Source organism: Amnibacterium soli, assembly GCF_039544415.1.
Lineage (GTDB): Bacteria > Actinomycetota > Actinomycetes > Actinomycetales > Microbacteriaceae > Amnibacterium > Amnibacterium soli.
This window is the reverse complement of sequence record NZ_BAABLP010000002.1, coordinates 622,938-637,461: the sequence shown is the minus strand read 5'-3', so window position 1 is coordinate 637,461 and position 14,524 is coordinate 622,938. Positions and strand designations below refer to the sequence as shown.

At 73.5% G+C, this 14,524-nt stretch carries 16 protein-coding genes and 1 pseudogene; 9 read left to right on the top strand and 8 right to left on the bottom strand.

The window, feature by feature from the left end:
- Positions 1-53: 53 nt before the first annotated feature.
- The 4 genes from ABEA53_RS06990 to nusB all read left to right on the top strand — a co-directional run bounded on the left by ABEA53_RS06990 (position 54) and on the right by nusB (position 2,573).
- The gene (locus ABEA53_RS06990) at positions 54-1,031 is read left to right on the top strand and encodes a cation diffusion facilitator family transporter (protein ID WP_345480332.1); all 978 of its coding nucleotides are present in this window, start codon (positions 54-56) and stop codon (positions 1,029-1,031) included.
- Between the two features lie 11 nt (positions 1,032-1,042).
- The gene (locus ABEA53_RS06985) at positions 1,043-1,519 is read left to right on the top strand and encodes a type II 3-dehydroquinate dehydratase (protein ID WP_345480331.1); all 477 of its coding nucleotides are present in this window, start codon (positions 1,043-1,045) and stop codon (positions 1,517-1,519) included.
- Between the two features lie 64 nt (positions 1,520-1,583).
- Positions 1,584-2,144, top strand: coding sequence for an elongation factor P (gene efp / locus ABEA53_RS06980; RefSeq protein WP_345480330.1), 561 nt, complete (start codon positions 1,584-1,586; stop codon positions 2,142-2,144).
- A gap of 3 nt (positions 2,145-2,147) precedes the next feature.
- Positions 2,148-2,573, top strand: a complete 426-nt coding sequence (nusB, locus tag ABEA53_RS06975) for a transcription antitermination factor NusB (protein WP_345480329.1) — start codon at positions 2,148-2,150, stop codon at positions 2,571-2,573.
- Positions 2,574-2,782: 209 nt separating this feature from the next.
- Here the strand turns inward: nusB and ABEA53_RS06970 are convergent, their stop codons facing one another.
- The 7 genes from ABEA53_RS06970 to ABEA53_RS06940 form a co-directional block, all read right to left on the bottom strand.
- On the bottom strand, positions 2,783-3,799 hold the full coding sequence (locus ABEA53_RS06970) for a glycerophosphodiester phosphodiesterase family protein (protein ID WP_345480328.1): 1,017 nt from the start codon (positions 3,797-3,799) through the stop codon (positions 2,783-2,785).
- 143 nt (positions 3,800-3,942) lie between these two features.
- Entirely contained in the window at positions 3,943-4,641 is a 699-nt protein-coding gene (locus ABEA53_RS06965; protein WP_345480327.1) for a hypothetical protein, read from the bottom strand.
- 4 nt (positions 4,642-4,645) lie between these two features.
- Positions 4,646-5,719 (bottom strand): ABC transporter ATP-binding protein, encoded by a 1,074-nt coding sequence (locus ABEA53_RS06960; RefSeq protein ID WP_345480326.1) that lies wholly within the window; start codon positions 5,717-5,719, stop codon positions 4,646-4,648.
- Positions 5,716-6,591: an ABC transporter permease gene (locus ABEA53_RS06955; protein WP_345480325.1), complete on the bottom strand. Its 876-nt coding sequence runs from the start codon at positions 6,589-6,591 to the stop codon at positions 5,716-5,718. The genes ABEA53_RS06960 and ABEA53_RS06955 overlap by 4 nt, the downstream gene beginning before the upstream one ends.
- Entirely contained in the window at positions 6,588-7,529 is a 942-nt protein-coding gene (locus ABEA53_RS06950; protein WP_345480324.1) for an ABC transporter permease, read from the bottom strand. Before ABEA53_RS06950 ends, ABEA53_RS06955 begins: the two co-directional genes overlap by 4 nt.
- Positions 7,530-7,533: 4 nt before the next feature.
- Complete coding sequence (locus ABEA53_RS06945; RefSeq protein WP_345480323.1) at positions 7,534-8,700, bottom strand: ABC transporter substrate-binding protein; 1,167 nt, start codon at positions 8,698-8,700, stop codon at positions 7,534-7,536.
- 67 nt (positions 8,701-8,767) lie between these two features.
- Positions 8,768-9,895 (bottom strand): TIGR03364 family FAD-dependent oxidoreductase, encoded by a 1,128-nt coding sequence (locus tag ABEA53_RS06940; RefSeq protein ID WP_345480322.1) that lies wholly within the window; start codon positions 9,893-9,895, stop codon positions 8,768-8,770.
- Between the two features lie 166 nt (positions 9,896-10,061).
- On the opposite strand from ABEA53_RS06940, the gene ABEA53_RS06935 reads away from it, so the two are divergent.
- Positions 10,062-10,739, top strand: coding sequence for a phosphonatase-like hydrolase (locus ABEA53_RS06935; RefSeq protein WP_345480321.1), 678 nt, complete (start codon positions 10,062-10,064; stop codon positions 10,737-10,739).
- 81 nt (positions 10,740-10,820) lie between these two features.
- Here ABEA53_RS06935 and ABEA53_RS06930 read toward each other — a convergent pair whose 3' ends face one another.
- Positions 10,821-11,129 carry an EthD family reductase gene (locus ABEA53_RS06930; protein WP_345480320.1) on the bottom strand — a complete coding sequence of 103 codons (309 nt, stop codon included), beginning with the start codon at positions 11,127-11,129 and terminating at the stop codon, positions 10,821-10,823.
- A gap of 93 nt (positions 11,130-11,222) precedes the next feature.
- Between ABEA53_RS06930 and ABEA53_RS06925 the strand changes: the two genes are divergently transcribed.
- From ABEA53_RS06925 to ABEA53_RS06910, 4 genes and pseudogenes are all read left to right on the top strand, one after another.
- Entirely contained in the window at positions 11,223-12,122 is a 900-nt protein-coding gene (locus ABEA53_RS06925) for an arginase family protein (RefSeq protein WP_345480319.1), read from the top strand.
- A gap of 86 nt (positions 12,123-12,208) precedes the next feature.
- Positions 12,209-13,315: pseudogene (locus tag ABEA53_RS06920) on the top strand (DUF222 domain-containing protein); the annotation flags it as partial.
- Positions 13,316-13,591, top strand: coding sequence for an HNH endonuclease (locus tag ABEA53_RS16920; protein ID WP_425550609.1), 276 nt, complete (start codon positions 13,316-13,318; stop codon positions 13,589-13,591).
- A 251-nt stretch (positions 13,592-13,842) separates the two neighbouring features.
- On the top strand, positions 13,843-14,373 hold the full coding sequence (locus ABEA53_RS06910) for a GNAT family N-acetyltransferase (RefSeq protein WP_345480316.1): 531 nt from the start codon (positions 13,843-13,845) through the stop codon (positions 14,371-14,373).
- Positions 14,374-14,524 lie beyond the last annotated feature (151 nt).

Below are 14,524 nucleotides of genomic sequence, written 5' to 3'. Positions count from 1 at the left end.
CCGCTCGGCCCCCTGTCGGCCGCCGCGCGGCTGCCTGACGGCAGGATGAGCGCATGGCGCAGGGGGAGCAGAAGGGCGGCGAGTCCTTCCTGACGGTGCTCATCGCCTTCGCGGCGAACGTGGCGATCGCGATCGCGAAGTCGGTGGCGGCGCTGCTCACGGGGTCGGCGTCGATGACCGCGGAGGCGGCCCACTCGTGGGCGGACGCCGGCAACGAGGTCTTCCTGCTGATCGCCGACAAGCGCTCGCGGCGGAGCCGCGACGCGACCCATCCGTACGGCTACGGCCGCGACGTCTACGTCTGGTCGCTGTTCGCGGCGTTCGGCCTGTTCACCGTCGGTGCGGTCGTCTCGATCATGCACGGCATCAGCGAGCTCGGCTCCGACGAGCCGAGCAGCGACAACCTGGTCGCCTACCTCGTGATCGGGATCTCGTTCATCCTGGAGGGGGTGTCCTTCCTCCGGTCGATCCAGCAGCTGCGCGGCTCGGCGGCGGAGGCGGACCAGGACGTGCTCGAGCACGTCCTCGCCACGTCCGACCCGACCGTGCGGGCCGTGTTCTTCGAGGACGCCGCGGCGCTGATCGGGCTGGTGCTGGCGGCGCTCGGCATCTTCCTGCACCAGGTCACCGGCTCCGCGGTTTGGGACGCGCTCGGCTCGATCGCGATCGGCGTGCTGCTCGGCGTCGTCGCGGTGATCCTGATCCAGCTGAACCGCCGCTTCCTGATCGGCCAGTCGCCGTCGCCCCGGGTCGTGTCGGCGGTGCTGCAGCTGCTGCTGGAGCACGAGGAGATCGCGTCGGTCTCCTACCTGCACCTCGAGTACGTCGGACCGGCCCGCGTGTACGTCGTCGCCGCCGTCGACCTCACGGGCGACGCCCCGGAGCACGAGATCGCCGGCCGGCTGATCACCGTCGGACGGGCGGTGGAGGAGGACGAGCACGTCGTCGAGGCGGTCCTGACGCTCAGCGCCCCGGGCGCGACGCCGCTGGCCGTGCTGCCCGAGCGGGTGTCGACGCAGCTGCCCCGCTAGCGTCGAGCACCGTGACGCGAGTGCTGGTGCTGAACGGACCGAACCTGCAGCGCCTCGGCACGCCGGAGCCCGACGTCTACGGCGTCGTCGACCCGGCGGAGGTCGCCGCTGCACTCGGCGCGGCGACGGCCGACGGCGTCGAGGTCGACCTGCGGTGGACCGACGACGAGGCGGAGCTGATCGGGTGGCTGCGCGAGGCCGTCGACACCGACTCGCCCGTGATCCTGAACCCGGCCGCCTTCGCGCACTACTCCTACGCCCTGCACGAGGCGGTCCGGCTCGTCACCGCAGGCGGCCTGCCGGTCGTCGAGGTGCACGTCACGAACCCCGCGGCCCGCGAGGCGTTCCGCGGCGAGTCGGTGATCGCCCCCGTCGCGACCGGCGTCGTGGCCGGGCTCGGCGTCGACGGCTACCGGCTCGCGCTCGACTGGGTGGGCCGCCGAGTCCGTGCCGAGGGCGTCGGGGAGCATCCGCGCGCCGCCGGGTAGACTGCCCGGTCGGCTCGGCCGCTGCTCCGCAGCGCCCGGGCCCCGAGACTCCTGGAGGCAGCTCATGGCGAGCACCGCGGACATCCGCAACGGCGTCGTGCTCTCGATCGACGGTCAGCTCTGGAACGTCGTCGAGTTCCAGCACGTGAAGCCCGGCAAGGGCGGTGCGTTCGTGCGCACCAAGCTGAAGAACGTCGTCAGCGGCAAGGTCGTCGACCGCACCTACAACGCGGGCGCGAAGATCGACATCGAGAACGTCGACCGCCGCGACTACCAGTTCCTGTACAAGGACGGCGACGACTTCGTCTTCATGGACGGCGAGACGTACGAGCAGCTGCCGATCCCGGCCGCCACGGTCGGCGGCGCCGCCGACTACCTGCTCGAGAACCAGACGGCCACGGTCGCGATCAACAACGGCAACCCGCTCTACGTCGAGCTGCCCGCCTCCGTCGTGCTGCTCGTCACCTACACGGAGCCCGGCCTGCAGGGCGACCGCTCGAGCGCGGGCACGAAGCCGGCGACGCTCGAGACGGGTGCCGAGATCCAGGTGCCGCTGTTCCTCGAGACCGGCACGAAGGTCAAGGTCGACACCCGCACCGGCGACTACCTCGGCCGGGTGTCCTGAGCGATGTCCGCCCGTACCAAGGCGCGCAAGCGCGCTCTCGACGTGCTGTTCGCGGCCGACGTGCGCGGTGAGACGGCCGAGCAGTCGCTCGAGGCCGAGTCGCTGCGCGCTGCCGCCCGTCCGGAGCGCGCGTCGAGCTGGCCGTACGCCCGCGAGATCGTGCAGGGCGTGATCGACCACGCCACCGAGATCGACTCGGCGATCGCGTCGCACTCCACCTCCTGGCCGATCGACCGGATGCCCGCGGTGGACCGCGGCATCCTGCGGATCGCCGTCTGGGAGGCGCGCTACAACCCCGAGGTGCCGGTCGGCGTCGCCGTCGACGAGGCGGTCGAGCTCGCGAAGGAGCTGTCCACCGACGACAGCCCCAAGTTCGTGAACGGCCTGCTCATGGCCATCGTGCGCGACGAGGACGCCCCGGTCTCCTGACCGTCGCCGCACGACGCGGGCGCAGCGTACGCGAGCGCCCGCTTCCGCGGAACGGGTGGTGCGGACGCGGAGGAGGGCCTACCTTCGGTCGCACCCGCGTCCTGCGAAGGACGCGGCGGCGGCGCTCATCGCCGCCGCGTGCCGGTGCGCGGGTCGGGCGACAACGGCGTCGCCTCGACCCGCACGCCGGCGTCCGCGGCGCTCGGCCGTCAGCGCGACTGCGCCTGGAGCGGCTGCGCCTGCAGCGCCTGAGCGACGGATCGGCGCACCGCGAGCGTCAGGTCCGGGTGGTCGGTGAAGACGCCGTCGACGCCCGCCTCCATGAGGAACGCCCAGTGCGCCTCCCAGAGGCCGAACCCGGCGCGGGGGCCGGTGTCGCGGAAGCGGGTCGGCAGGAAGCGGTTCTCCGGCCGGAGGGTCCACGTCCAGACGGCGAGGCCGAGCTCGTGCAGCTGCGCGACGCGGCGGGGCGTGATGCGGCTGCTCGGCAGGCTGAGGCCGGCGAAGCCCGCGAGCGCGCGAGGGTCCGCCAGCTCCTGCCGGTAGGAGCGGGCGAGCGGCCCCTCCCGCACCTCGTCCGGCGCGGTGCCGGCCCCCTCGAGCAGGTACACCAGCGGGAAGGGCAGGTCGGCGAGGCCGAGCAGCGCGGTCTTCTGGAAGCTCTCGAAGACGATGCGCGGCAGCCGCGGCGCCCGCGCGAGGTCGGCGCGCACCATCGGCACCGGGTCGAGGCCCTTCGCGGCCAGCTCGACGGCGTCCTTGATCTCGATGACGAGCACGACGTCGGCCTCGGCCGCGATCTCGAGGGCCTCGGGCAGCCGCAGCACGCCCTCCTCGCCGTCGTGCGCGGCGCTGCCGGGACGCACCCGCGGCATGCGCTCGCGGGCGCGGAGGGCCGCGACCTCCGCCCAGTCGAGGTCGTCGGCGAACCACGCGCGGCGGCCGTCCGCCCGCTGCCGGTGCCGGTTCCGCAGCGCGGGGCGCCGGGCGACGTCGGTCGTGTCGGCGAGGTCGCGGTCGTGCCGCAGGATCAGGACGCCGTCGCGCGTCGGCACGACGTCGATCTCCAGCGCGTCGGCGCCCTGCGCGATCGCGAGCAGCAGGGAGGCGCGGGTGAGCTCGGGCCGGTAGCCGGGAGCACCGCGGTGCCCGAGGACCAGCGGCCCTCCGGCGGCGGTGCGCAGCGAGGAGGCCGGGCGGGCGGTCGAGCGGGCGGGAGCAGCCACGGTCCGAGGCTCGATCACGCGCGTGACCGCGTCGGGATCGTGGAGTGACGGCCGGGTGAACGGGAGCGCACGACCGGGACGGTAGTTCGGACACGGACGCGTGCAGCGGCGACACCCCGCGGTGCACGCCTCGCCTCACGGGATCAGGACGTGCGGGCCGGAGGCCGCCTCAGCGCGCCCACGGCGAGCGTCCAGCGCGCGCCGGGCTGGGGCCGCACCGCGACCGGGAACCGGTCGAGCGGCGTCGTGCTCTGCAGCATCGCGTAGGCCGGATCGTCGGTGTCGCAGGTCAGGACCGTGGGCTCCTCCCCGGCGATCCGGATCGTGAGGGTGCCCCGGCCCGCGCAGAGCACGCCGATCACGACGACGTGCCCGCCCGCGGCGAAGCGGGAGGTGACCGCCGGGCCACCGGCCATCGTGCCGAGCGGCACGCCCACGGCCGGCGGCACGGGGACCGTCTCGACGACCGCCGGCGCGGGACCGGCCACCGCTGCGACGGTCGAGAGCAGGCGGATCCCGGAGGGCAGCGCCGCCGCGACGGCGACCACGCCGACGATCGCGGCGGTCGCGAGGAGGAGCGTCCGCACGGGGAGTGGCCGGCGCACGCGGCGGCGCCTGCGCAGCCGGGGCACCGCGGGAGCGGGGACGGGCCGCGGCATCGCGGCGACGCGGGCGACCGCGGCGAGGTAGGCCTCCACCGCCCCGACCGGCGGATCCCGGCGGTACAGCCGGCGGCGCAGCTCGGCGAGGTCGCCCCTCCGCCCGCGGTCGTCGTCGTCCACCGCTCGATGCTGCTCCTGCAGGCTGACGGTCGCACGAGCGCCGACGCGCAGGAGCAGCATCGGGTCACCGCAGCGGCGCCACCGCCACGGGCCGGCCCGAGAACGCGACGTGCACGAGGTCGCCGGGCTGCGGGCGCTCGGACGCGGCGTGCTGCACGACGAGCGCGGAGCCCGCCTCCAGCTGCACGACCGTGCGGCGCTGGGCGCCGAGGAAGCTCGTCGAGAGCACGATCGCCGGCAGTCCCTCCTCGGCGAGCAGCACGTCCTCCGGGCGCACGAACGCCGCGACCGGGCCGTCCTGCACGGCGTTCGGCAGCGCGACGAGGTCCTGCCCGGCCACCGCGACGCGGCCGTGCTCCAGGACGCCCTCGAGCCGGTTGCTCAGCCCGACGAAGCCGGCGACGAACTCGGTGGCCGGCCGCAGGTACAGGTCCTCGGGCGTGCCGATCTGCTCGATGACCCCCGCGTTCATGACGGCGACCCGGTCGGCGACGGCGAGCGCCTCCTCCTGGTCGTGCGTGACGAACACGGTGGTGATGCCGGTCTCCTGCTGGATCCTGCGGATCTCGTCGCGCAGCTGCACGCGCACCTTCGCGTCGAGCGCCGACAGCGGCTCGTCGAGCAGCAGCACCCGGGGGCGTGTGACGAGCGCCCGGGCGAGTGCGACGCGCTGCTGCTGACCGCCCGAGAGCTGGTGCGCGAAGCGCTCGCCGAGGGAGCCGAGGCCGACCAGGTCGAGCGCCTCCTGCACGCGCCGCGTGCGGTCCGCGGAGGCGACCCTGCGCATCCGCAGGCCGAACGCGACGTTCTGGGCGACCGTCATGTGCGGGAACAGCGAGTAGGACTGGAAGACCATGCCGATGTCGCGCTTGTGCACGGCGACGGCCTCCACGTCCTGATCGCCGATCCGCACGTGGCCGGAGTCGATCGTCTCGAGTCCGCTGATCGCCCGCAGCGCGGTGGTCTTGCCGCAGCCGGACGGTCCGAGCAGCGCGACGAACTCGCCCGGGTGGACGTCGAGGCTGATCGCGTCGAGCGCCCGCTGGCCGCTGCCGTAGTCCTTGACGACGTCGACGAGGGAGACGGGCGTGCCGCGGACGACGAGCGACTCGGCGGGCGAGGGGGCGGTGGAGGTCATGACTTCTTCCTTCGGGGCCGGCGGATCGAACCGGCCGTGGAGATCAGCACGAGCAGCGCGAAGACGAAGAGCAGCGCGACGACCGCGCAGATGGTCGCGACGTACGGGTCCGTCTGCTGCAGCAGCAGCAGCGCGGTCTGGAAGGTGTTCTGCCCGAGGAAGTTGGCGATCGTGAACTCGCCGAGCACCACGGAGACGGTGAGGAGGCAGGACGACAGCAGCCCGCGGCGGAGGTTCGGCAGCACGACGCGCCACACGGCGACGGGCCAGGAGGCGCCGAGCGAGCGCGCCGCCTCGGTGAGCGTCGTCAGGTTGGTGACGCCGATGTTCGCCTGGATCGGCCGGTACGCGTACGGCAGCACGATGACGCCGATCGCGAAGGCGAGCGTCCACGGGTCGCTGCCGAGCACGCTCTGGACCACCTGGTAGACGGGCACGAACCCGACCACGAGCACGATCGTCGGGACCGTGATCGGGATCAGGCAGACGAACTCCAGCACCCGGTGCACCCGCGGGTAGCGCAGCTCCGCGAGCAGCATCGCCGGCAGGAGCAGCGCCACGATGATCACGACGACGATCACGGCGAGGATCAGGGAGTTGCCGATGCCCGCGAACAGGTCGCTGTAGGTCGAGGCCTGCGCCGGGTCGAGGATCGCCGCCCAGTGCGCGAGCGTGAACGCGCCGGTGCCGACGGTCTGGAACGTGAACCAGGTCATGGCGATCAGCGGGATCGCGAAGAGCACGCCGATCACGACGAGCACGATCGCGCCGGTCGCCTTCGACGGCACGGCGCCGACGCGCGAGCGGCGGGAGCCCCCGCTGCGGCGGGGCCGGACGACGTCGGCGACGGGCGCCGCGGCCGCGGTGGTCATCGCTGCCACCTCCTGGTCCGGCGCTCGAGCGCGGAGTAGAGCGTCATGAGCACGGCCATGACCACGACCATGCCGAGGGCGAGCACGCCGGCGGTGTTGGCGACGCCGACGATGGTCTCGCTGGTGAGCTGCTGCTTGATGGCGAGCGGGATGATGCCGCCCTGCGAGATCAGCGCCGCCGCGGTCGCGTAGGACGAGAACGCGTTCGCGAACAGCAGGATCAGGCTGCCGAAGAAGGCCGGGGCCAGCACGGGCACGCCCACGCGGAGCCAGTAGTGCAGGCGGGTGCCGCCGAGGGTGGCGACCGCCTCGCCCCACTGCGGCCGCAGCCCGTCCATCGCCGGCATGAACGACAGGACCATCAGCGGCAGGCCGAAGTAGACGTAGGGGAACAGCAGCCCGGTGACCGAGTAGAGGATCGAGCCGGAGGCGTTGATGTCGACCCCGGTGAGGGCCTTGATGATCACGGGGACGAGCTGGCCGGTGCCGAGCGTCGCGATCCAGGCGAAGGCGAGCATGACGCCGCCGAACTGCGCGAAGACGCTGCTCGCGGAATCGACGACCGCCCGCACGAACCCGTCCGGCTTCGCGGCGGTCAGCGCCCAGCAGACCAGCACGCCGAGCACGGCGCTGATCAGGGCCGAGACGGCGGAGAGCCAGAGCGAGTTCGCGAAGTTGCTGAGGATCGTCGCGTCGCCGAGCGTCGCGAAGTTCGCCAGCGTGAAGGCGCCGTCGGCGGAGAAGAACCCGCTCGCGATCGCCACGAGCCCGGGGATCGCGAGGAACAGCAGGACGTAGACGCCGAAGGGCGCGAACCCGAGCCAGCCGACGCTGCGGCGCCGGAGGGGGGACCCTCCGGCGCCGCGCGGAACGGCCCGCTCCGACCCGGCGCGCACGGTGGTCGTGCGCGCCGGGGACTTGCGGACGGTGGTCGTCATCGGGTCAGCCGATGGCCTTGGACCAGCCGGACTTCAGGGCGGCGGCGGCCTTCGTGGCCTGGTCCGCGGTGAGCTGCACGAGCTCGGCGGGCGGCTCGCCGACCGACCTGAGCGTGGCCTCGTCGACCGTCTTCGCGTCCGTCATCGCCTTCAGCGTCGCGGGGTAGGCGCCGGCGGCGAGGTACAGGTTCTGCACCTCGGGGGAGTAGATGTACTCCTCCCACAGCCGCGCCGCGGCCGGGTGAGGGGCGTTCTTGTTGATCGACTGGTTGTAGTAGCTGCCGATGGCGGTGCCGGGCAGGACGACGGTCTTCCAGTTCGGGTTGCCGGTGGAGCCGCCCGCGGCGCCCCACGCGACGTTGTTGAACGACCACTGGACGACGACCGGCGTCTGGCCCGAGTTCACCGTGGCCTGCGTCGGCAGGACGGAGATCATGTTGCCGGCCTTCTTCAGCTTGCCGAAGAAGTCGATGCCGGGCTGCACGTCGTCGGCGCTGCCGCCGGACTGCGCCGCCGCGAGGTAGACGGCGCTGGCGGCCTCGTTCGCCTGCGTCGGGTCGCCCTTGATCGCGACCTTGCCCTTGTACTCGGAACCGAGCAGGTCGTTGAGCGACGTGGGGGCCTTGACCTTGGAGGAGTCGTAGCCGATCGACATCAGGCCCGTGTAGTCGTAGTACCAGAGGCCGTCCGCGTCCTTGTAGTCGGCGGGGACGTCGGCCCAGTTCGCGACCTTGTAGGGCGTGAACAGGTCCTTGTTCGCGTCGAGGACGGCGGTGCCGATGTCGACCACGTCGGGCGCGTTCGCGCCGGTGCCCTGCGACTTGATCGCCGCGACCTCATCGGCGGACGAGCCGTTCGGGTTCTGCGAGGTGATCGTGATCTTCGGGTACTTCTTCTTGAACCCGTCGATGATCTTCCCGTAGTTCGCCCACGACGGCGGCAGGGTGATGACGTTCAGCTTGCCCTCCGCGTTCGCGGCGGCGACGAGGCCGTCCATGCCGCCGAAGTCCTTCGCAGAGGTGGCGACGGCCGCGGAAGCCTTCGGCACGGAGCTCGCGCCGGCGGCGCCCGCGGATCCGGAGCAGGCCGCGAGGGACGCGGCGGTGAGGCCGGCCAGCGCGAGGGCCGACGCGGCGCGCACGACGCCGCGCCGGGTGATGGTGAGATGCATGTGGGGAGTTCCTCCTGGTGGGGGACGGTGCCGGCGGGATGCCGGCCCCGGGCTTGCGGGGCGGGCGTCAGGTGGTGACGAGCGCCTGGTCGAGGACGCGCCGGGCGAGCCCGAGCGCGGTCGTCATGCCGATGCCCGTGGTCACGGACGCGACCGTGACGCCGGGGATCGGCTCGGTGACGAGGAAGGGCGCCTTCGCGCTGGAGGCGTAGACGCCCCGCCACCGGCGCCGCACCGTGAGGGGTGCGCCGAGCAGGCGGCCGACGCCGTCGAGCACGACCTGGTCGGACACCTCCTCCTCGAACGGGTCCTCGGTCACGCCGTAGTGGTGGGTGTCGCCGATCACCAGACGGCCGTCCGGCCGCTGCGTGAGCATGAGGTTCGCGCCCTGCTCGAGCAGGAGCGGTTCGTCGGCGGCGATCTCGGCGCGCACCGCGGCCGCCGACGGCTGCTGGGCGAGCCCGTCGTAGCGCAGCATCGAGCTGCCGGTCAGCACCGCGGGCGGCACGGCGCCGCTCGGGCTGTCGACCTCGAGCATGCGGAGGCGGCACCGCACGAGCCCGTGCTCGTCCGCAGCCTCCGGGAAGAAGCGGTCGACGTCGTGGCCGACGGCGAGCACCGTGCGGCCGGCGCGGAGGTCGCCCCGCGTGGTGCGGACGAGGCCGGGCTCGAGGTCCAGCACGTTCGTGCGCCACAGGAACTCGACGCCGAGGCCCTCCAGGTGGGCGGCGATCGCGGCGGCCGCGGTCGTCGGGTCGATGCGCAGGTCGGCGGGCAGGTGCGCGGCGGCGAGGATCCCGGGCGGCGCGAAGCCGAGGAGGGACGCCGCGGCGCCCGCCGTCAGCGGACGGACGGCGTCGCCGCGCTCGGCGGCGAACTCGTCGAGCACCTGCGCCTGCGCCGGCGTGCGGGCGACGACGACGGTGCCGTGCTCGAGCACGGGCAGGCCCGCGTCCCTCCCGAGGCGCAGCCACTCCTCCCGCGCCACGAGCGCGAGCTCGAGCACGTCGCCGGCCTGGGCGGTGGTGCAGACGTGGCCGAAGTTGCGGACGCTGGCGCCGACCGCGCGCTCGTCCCGCTCGACGACGACGACCCGCAGCCCGGCGCGGACGGCGTGCAGGGCGTGCGACAGCCCGACGATCCCGGCGCCCACGACGGCGAGGTCGGCGCTGCGCTCCCCGGTTCCGCGTTCCATCACGAGCCGTGAGTGTGCTGTGCCCGGGTCCTTCTCCGAGGGGATTCCGAGCAGTGCTCACACACCGTTCGCCTGCCGGTCACGGAGAGGGCGTCCAACGAACTCCGGGTGAACAGCGGCCGACTCCGGCCTCCCGGCGGCGGCCCGAACGCCAGGCTTCCCGGTCGTGACGATCCGCCTCGCCTCGCTGGACATGGCCGGTACGACCATCGACGAGGGCGGTGCCGTCTACGCCGTGCTCCGCGACGCCGTCGAGCGCGCCACGGGTGCGACGGTGCCGGACGCGCTGCTCTCCCGGTGGAGCGGCACCGACAAGCGCGAGGCGATCGTCGGGCTGCTCACGGCGCTGCAGGCCGACACCGGCCGCGCGGACGAGGTCTTCGCGGCGTTCTCGGTCGACCTCGCCGCCGCGTACGCCGCCGAGCCGCCCGTGCTGCTGCCCGGGATCGGCGAGGCCGTCGCGCAGCTGCGCGCGGACGGCGTGCGGGTCGCGCTGCAGACCGGTTACGTGCGGGAGGTCGCGGAGGGGTTGCTCGACGCCGTCGGCTGGAAGGTCGGCCGCGAGGTGGACGCGCTCGTCACGGCGGAGGACGTGCCCGCCTCCCGCCCCGCCCCGTACCTGGTCTTCCGCACCATGGAGGCGACGGGCGTCGTCGACGTGCGGGAGGTGCTCGTCGCCGGCGACACGGTGAACGACGTCACCGCGGGCGCCCGGGCGGGGGCGCGCTTCGTGGTCGGCGTGCTGTCCGGCGCGCACACGGTCGCGGAGCTCGGCGCCGCCCGGCACACCCACCTGCTGGCGAGCGTCGCGGACGTGCCGGAGCTGCTCGCCGCCGAGGGCTGACCGCCGCTCCCGGGGCCCTCCGCTGCTATCGGGGCGGTGCGCACCTCCGGTTCTGCAGCGGAAGGCCCCGCCAGCGGAACGTCAGGACTCCTCGACGTCCGTGAACAGCCCGGTCACCTTGCCGTTCGCCGCGCCGAAGAAGGCGGGGAAGAACGCGCCGCCCGCCTCGGACGAGGTCGCGGCCGACGCCTCGTCGTAGCCGTCGAACCAGAGGGTGAGGGAGCGGAACGCCGGCGTCGGCGTGCCGTCCTCCTTCGGCCAGACCTTGCCGGACTCGAGGCGCTGCAGCCCCGGCAGGGCGCGGGCCTTCTGCAGGAGGTCCGGCAGCCGGGCGTCGAACGCCGCGTTGTCGTCCAGGTCGTCGACGATGAGCTCGATTTTCGTGGTCATGCAGGCAGCACAGCACTCTCAGCGCGCGAGCGCATCTCCGACGTCGCACCATGACGCCGCCGCCGCCGCCTCCTGCTGTGCCATGGTCGGACCGTGATCGCTCTGCTGTCCGCGCCGTCGAACCTGGGGCTGCGCCCGCCGCAGCCCGGTTCGGTGCCGGGCACGGCGAAGGCTCCGGAGGCGCTGCGCGAGGCGGGCCTGCACGAGCGCTTCGGGCGCCTCGGCGTGCTCGACGCCGGGGCGGTGCTGCCCGGCCGGTACGTGGACGACGACGCCACCCGGCCCCCGGGGTTCGTGCGGAACGAGGTCGCGCTGGTCGACCACGCCCGGCGCCTCGCCGTCCGGCTCGAGGCGGTGCGCGCCGCCGGGCACGCCCCGCTCGTGCTCGGCGGGGACTGCAGCCTGCTGGTCGGCGTCGGGATCGCGAACGCGCGCTCGTGGCGGGCGGGGCTCGTGCACGTCGACGGGCACACCGACTTCCGGCACCCGGGCGGCGCCGAGCCGGTCGCGAGCGTCGCGGGGGAGGACCTCGCCGCCGCCATCGGTCTGCACACCGCTGCCGTGTCGGACGTCGACGGCCTCGCCCCCTACTTCGACCACCGCCGCACCGTGCACCTCGGCTGCCGCGACGACGACGAGGAGCGGGAGGAGGTCGCGGGTGCGATCGCGGACCTGCTGCCGGTGACCGAGGTGCGCCGGGTGGGACTCGACGCCGCGGTCGCGCGGGTCCGGGCTGGGACGGCGAACCGGCCGTACTGGCTGCAGCTCGACGTGGACGTGCTCGACACGAGCGTGCTGCCGGCGGTCGACAGCCCCGCCCCGGGCGGCCTCGTGCCGGACGAGCTCGTGGCGCTGCTGCAGGCGCTCGCGCCCGGCGCGGTCGGCGCCTCCGTGACCGTGTTCGACCCCGATCTCGGCCTGGACGGGCGATACGCGGCACTGCTCACGAAGGTGCTCGTCGAGGGGTTCGGCGCACTCGGCGCGGTGGTCTGAAAGCTCCCGCCGCGCGGTTCCGCTGAGCGGAAAAAGCCTGGTCAAAGACAGGACTGTGTGTCGGTGGCTCGTACTCGAATACGAGTATGAACCGGAACGCGGCGGCGGTCGTCGAGCAGGCGGAGGCGTACGCCTCGCTGTTCGACCGCGTCTCGGCGAGCGGCCGGTTCGACGACGCCTCGTCCGACGGACCCGTCCGGCTCGCTACCGATCAGGAGCTGCTCGAGGCGACCGCGTCGGTGACCCGGTTGATCCGGCTCGCCGAGGCGGAGCGGGTGAAGCTGGCGGGGGAGATCGCCCGGCGGAGCGAGCTCCCGGACGACGCGTCGTTCGCGAAGCGGATGGGTGCGACGAGTGCGACCGATCTCGTGGCGCAGGTCGCCGGGGTGCCGCGAGAGGAAGCGGGCTCGGTCGTCCGGCTCGCCACCGCGGTGCGGTCGCAGGAGGGGTTGAGCGGCGAGGCGTTGCCGGCGAAGCGGCCCTGCATCGCCGCCGCGCTCGCGGCAGGTCGACTCGATCTGACGGTCGCCTCCGCGATGGTGCGGGTGCTGCACAAGGTGCAGCCGGGCCTCGCTCCGTTCGAGGTCGACGAGCTCGAACGACAGCTCGTGGCGCGCATTCAGGAGGGGTACAGCGCCGACGAGCTGCTGGCCTTCCTGCGACAGGTGCCGTCGTACGCGCACCCGGAGGGGCAGGACTCGCGCGATGAGGACCTCGCCGCAGCGGCGTCCGTGTCGAAGCGGAGGCTGGAGAACGGGCTGACCCGCTGGACCCTCGACCTGGACCCGCTGACGAACGGGTTCTTCGAGTCCGCACTCGACGCGAACACCTCCATCAGGCGGTTCGCGATCGTCGACTCCGACGAAGCGCCCGACCCGACTGACAACGACCGGCGCCCGCTGAACCGCCGTCGAGTCGACGGTGTGCATCTGGTCGCGAAGCGCGCGCTGAGGAGCGACGACGGGTAGCAGGCCGGTACCGGCGTGACGCTCGTGGTGACGATGACCGAGGAGGCGTTGAAGACCGGGCTCGGCGTTGCGACCCTGCCCGGCTGCATGGACACCATCAGCGCCTCGACCGCGCGGATGCTCGCGGCGGAGGCCGAGATCGTCCCGGTCGTGCTGGGCAGCAAGTCGCAGCCCCTGGACCTCGGTACGAGCCGCCGGTTCTTCTCGGAAGCCCAGCGCCGCGCGATGACCGTCCGCAGCGGGGGAGGGTGCGAGGGTCCCTGCTGCAACGCCCCGCTCGCGTGGTGCGACGCCGCCCACCTCCGCCCCGCCGGCTACGGACCGACCTCGGTCGACAACGGACTCCTGCTCTACTGGCGCTGCCACCTCCTGCTCGACAAGCACGGCTGGCAGGTCCGGAGAGAGGACGACCGGTGGTGGTGGACGCCACCGCCGTGGGTCGACCCGGCCGGCCGTGAACGCCCGGGTGGCCGCATCCCTCCGCTCGATCTGACCGCGTGATCGCCTGATCGCGTGATCGCGTGATCGCGTGATCGCGTGACGGCGTGACGGCCTGACCAGAAGTCCGTATCCGCGATGGCGCGCCCGGAGTCGACGCACGCTCCTCGAAGCGCCCGGACGCCGCAGGTGTCCTCGAGCGCTCTGGAGGCGGGCGGTGGCGAGCGAGCAAACGAGCGAGCGGCACGTGGTGATCAACGGCTCGCGCCCATCCCTTCGCTCGACCTGACCGCGCGACCGTGGACGATGGAGGCGTGCCCGCCATCCGCTTCGCGACGGAGGCCGACCTCGAGGTCCTCGCGGCGATCGAGGACGACGCCGACGGGCTGTTCCTCGAGCGCTTCCGCCCGGAGACGTGGTCGCCCGCGCCCTCCGGCCGCTTCCGCGCCGCGCAGCCAGGCTTTCTCCTCGTGGCGGCCGAGCACGAGGACGGGGAGGCCGAGGGCTTCGCGCACGTGCTCGAGGTCGACGGCGGCGCCCACCTCGAGCAGCTCGCGGTCCGTCGCGCCTCCGCCCGCCGCGGGCTCGGGCGCGCGCTCGTGCAGGCGGCGCTCGCCGAGGCGTGCCGTCGCGGGCACGACCGGGTCACCCTCCGCACGTACGCGGACGTGCCCTGGAACGCGCCGTTCTACGCGCGGCTCGGGTTCGTCGAGACCGAGCCGGACACGGACCGCCTCCGCGCGCTGATCGCCGAGGAGGCGCGGTTCGACCTCGAGCGGTACGGCCGCAGGGTGCAGATGGCGGCGAGGACGACCGCGCAGAACGGTGTCCGCCGGCCGCGCTAGTGTCCTTCCCGATCACCTTTAACGGACCGTCCAGAGAGGCGGGGAAGGAGGTCGGAACGCGGTGCGCACTCTCCTGGAGGCGGACGACGTCCGGCGCGCGATCACGCGCATGGCCCACGAGCTCGTCGAGCACGACCCCGATGCCGAACGG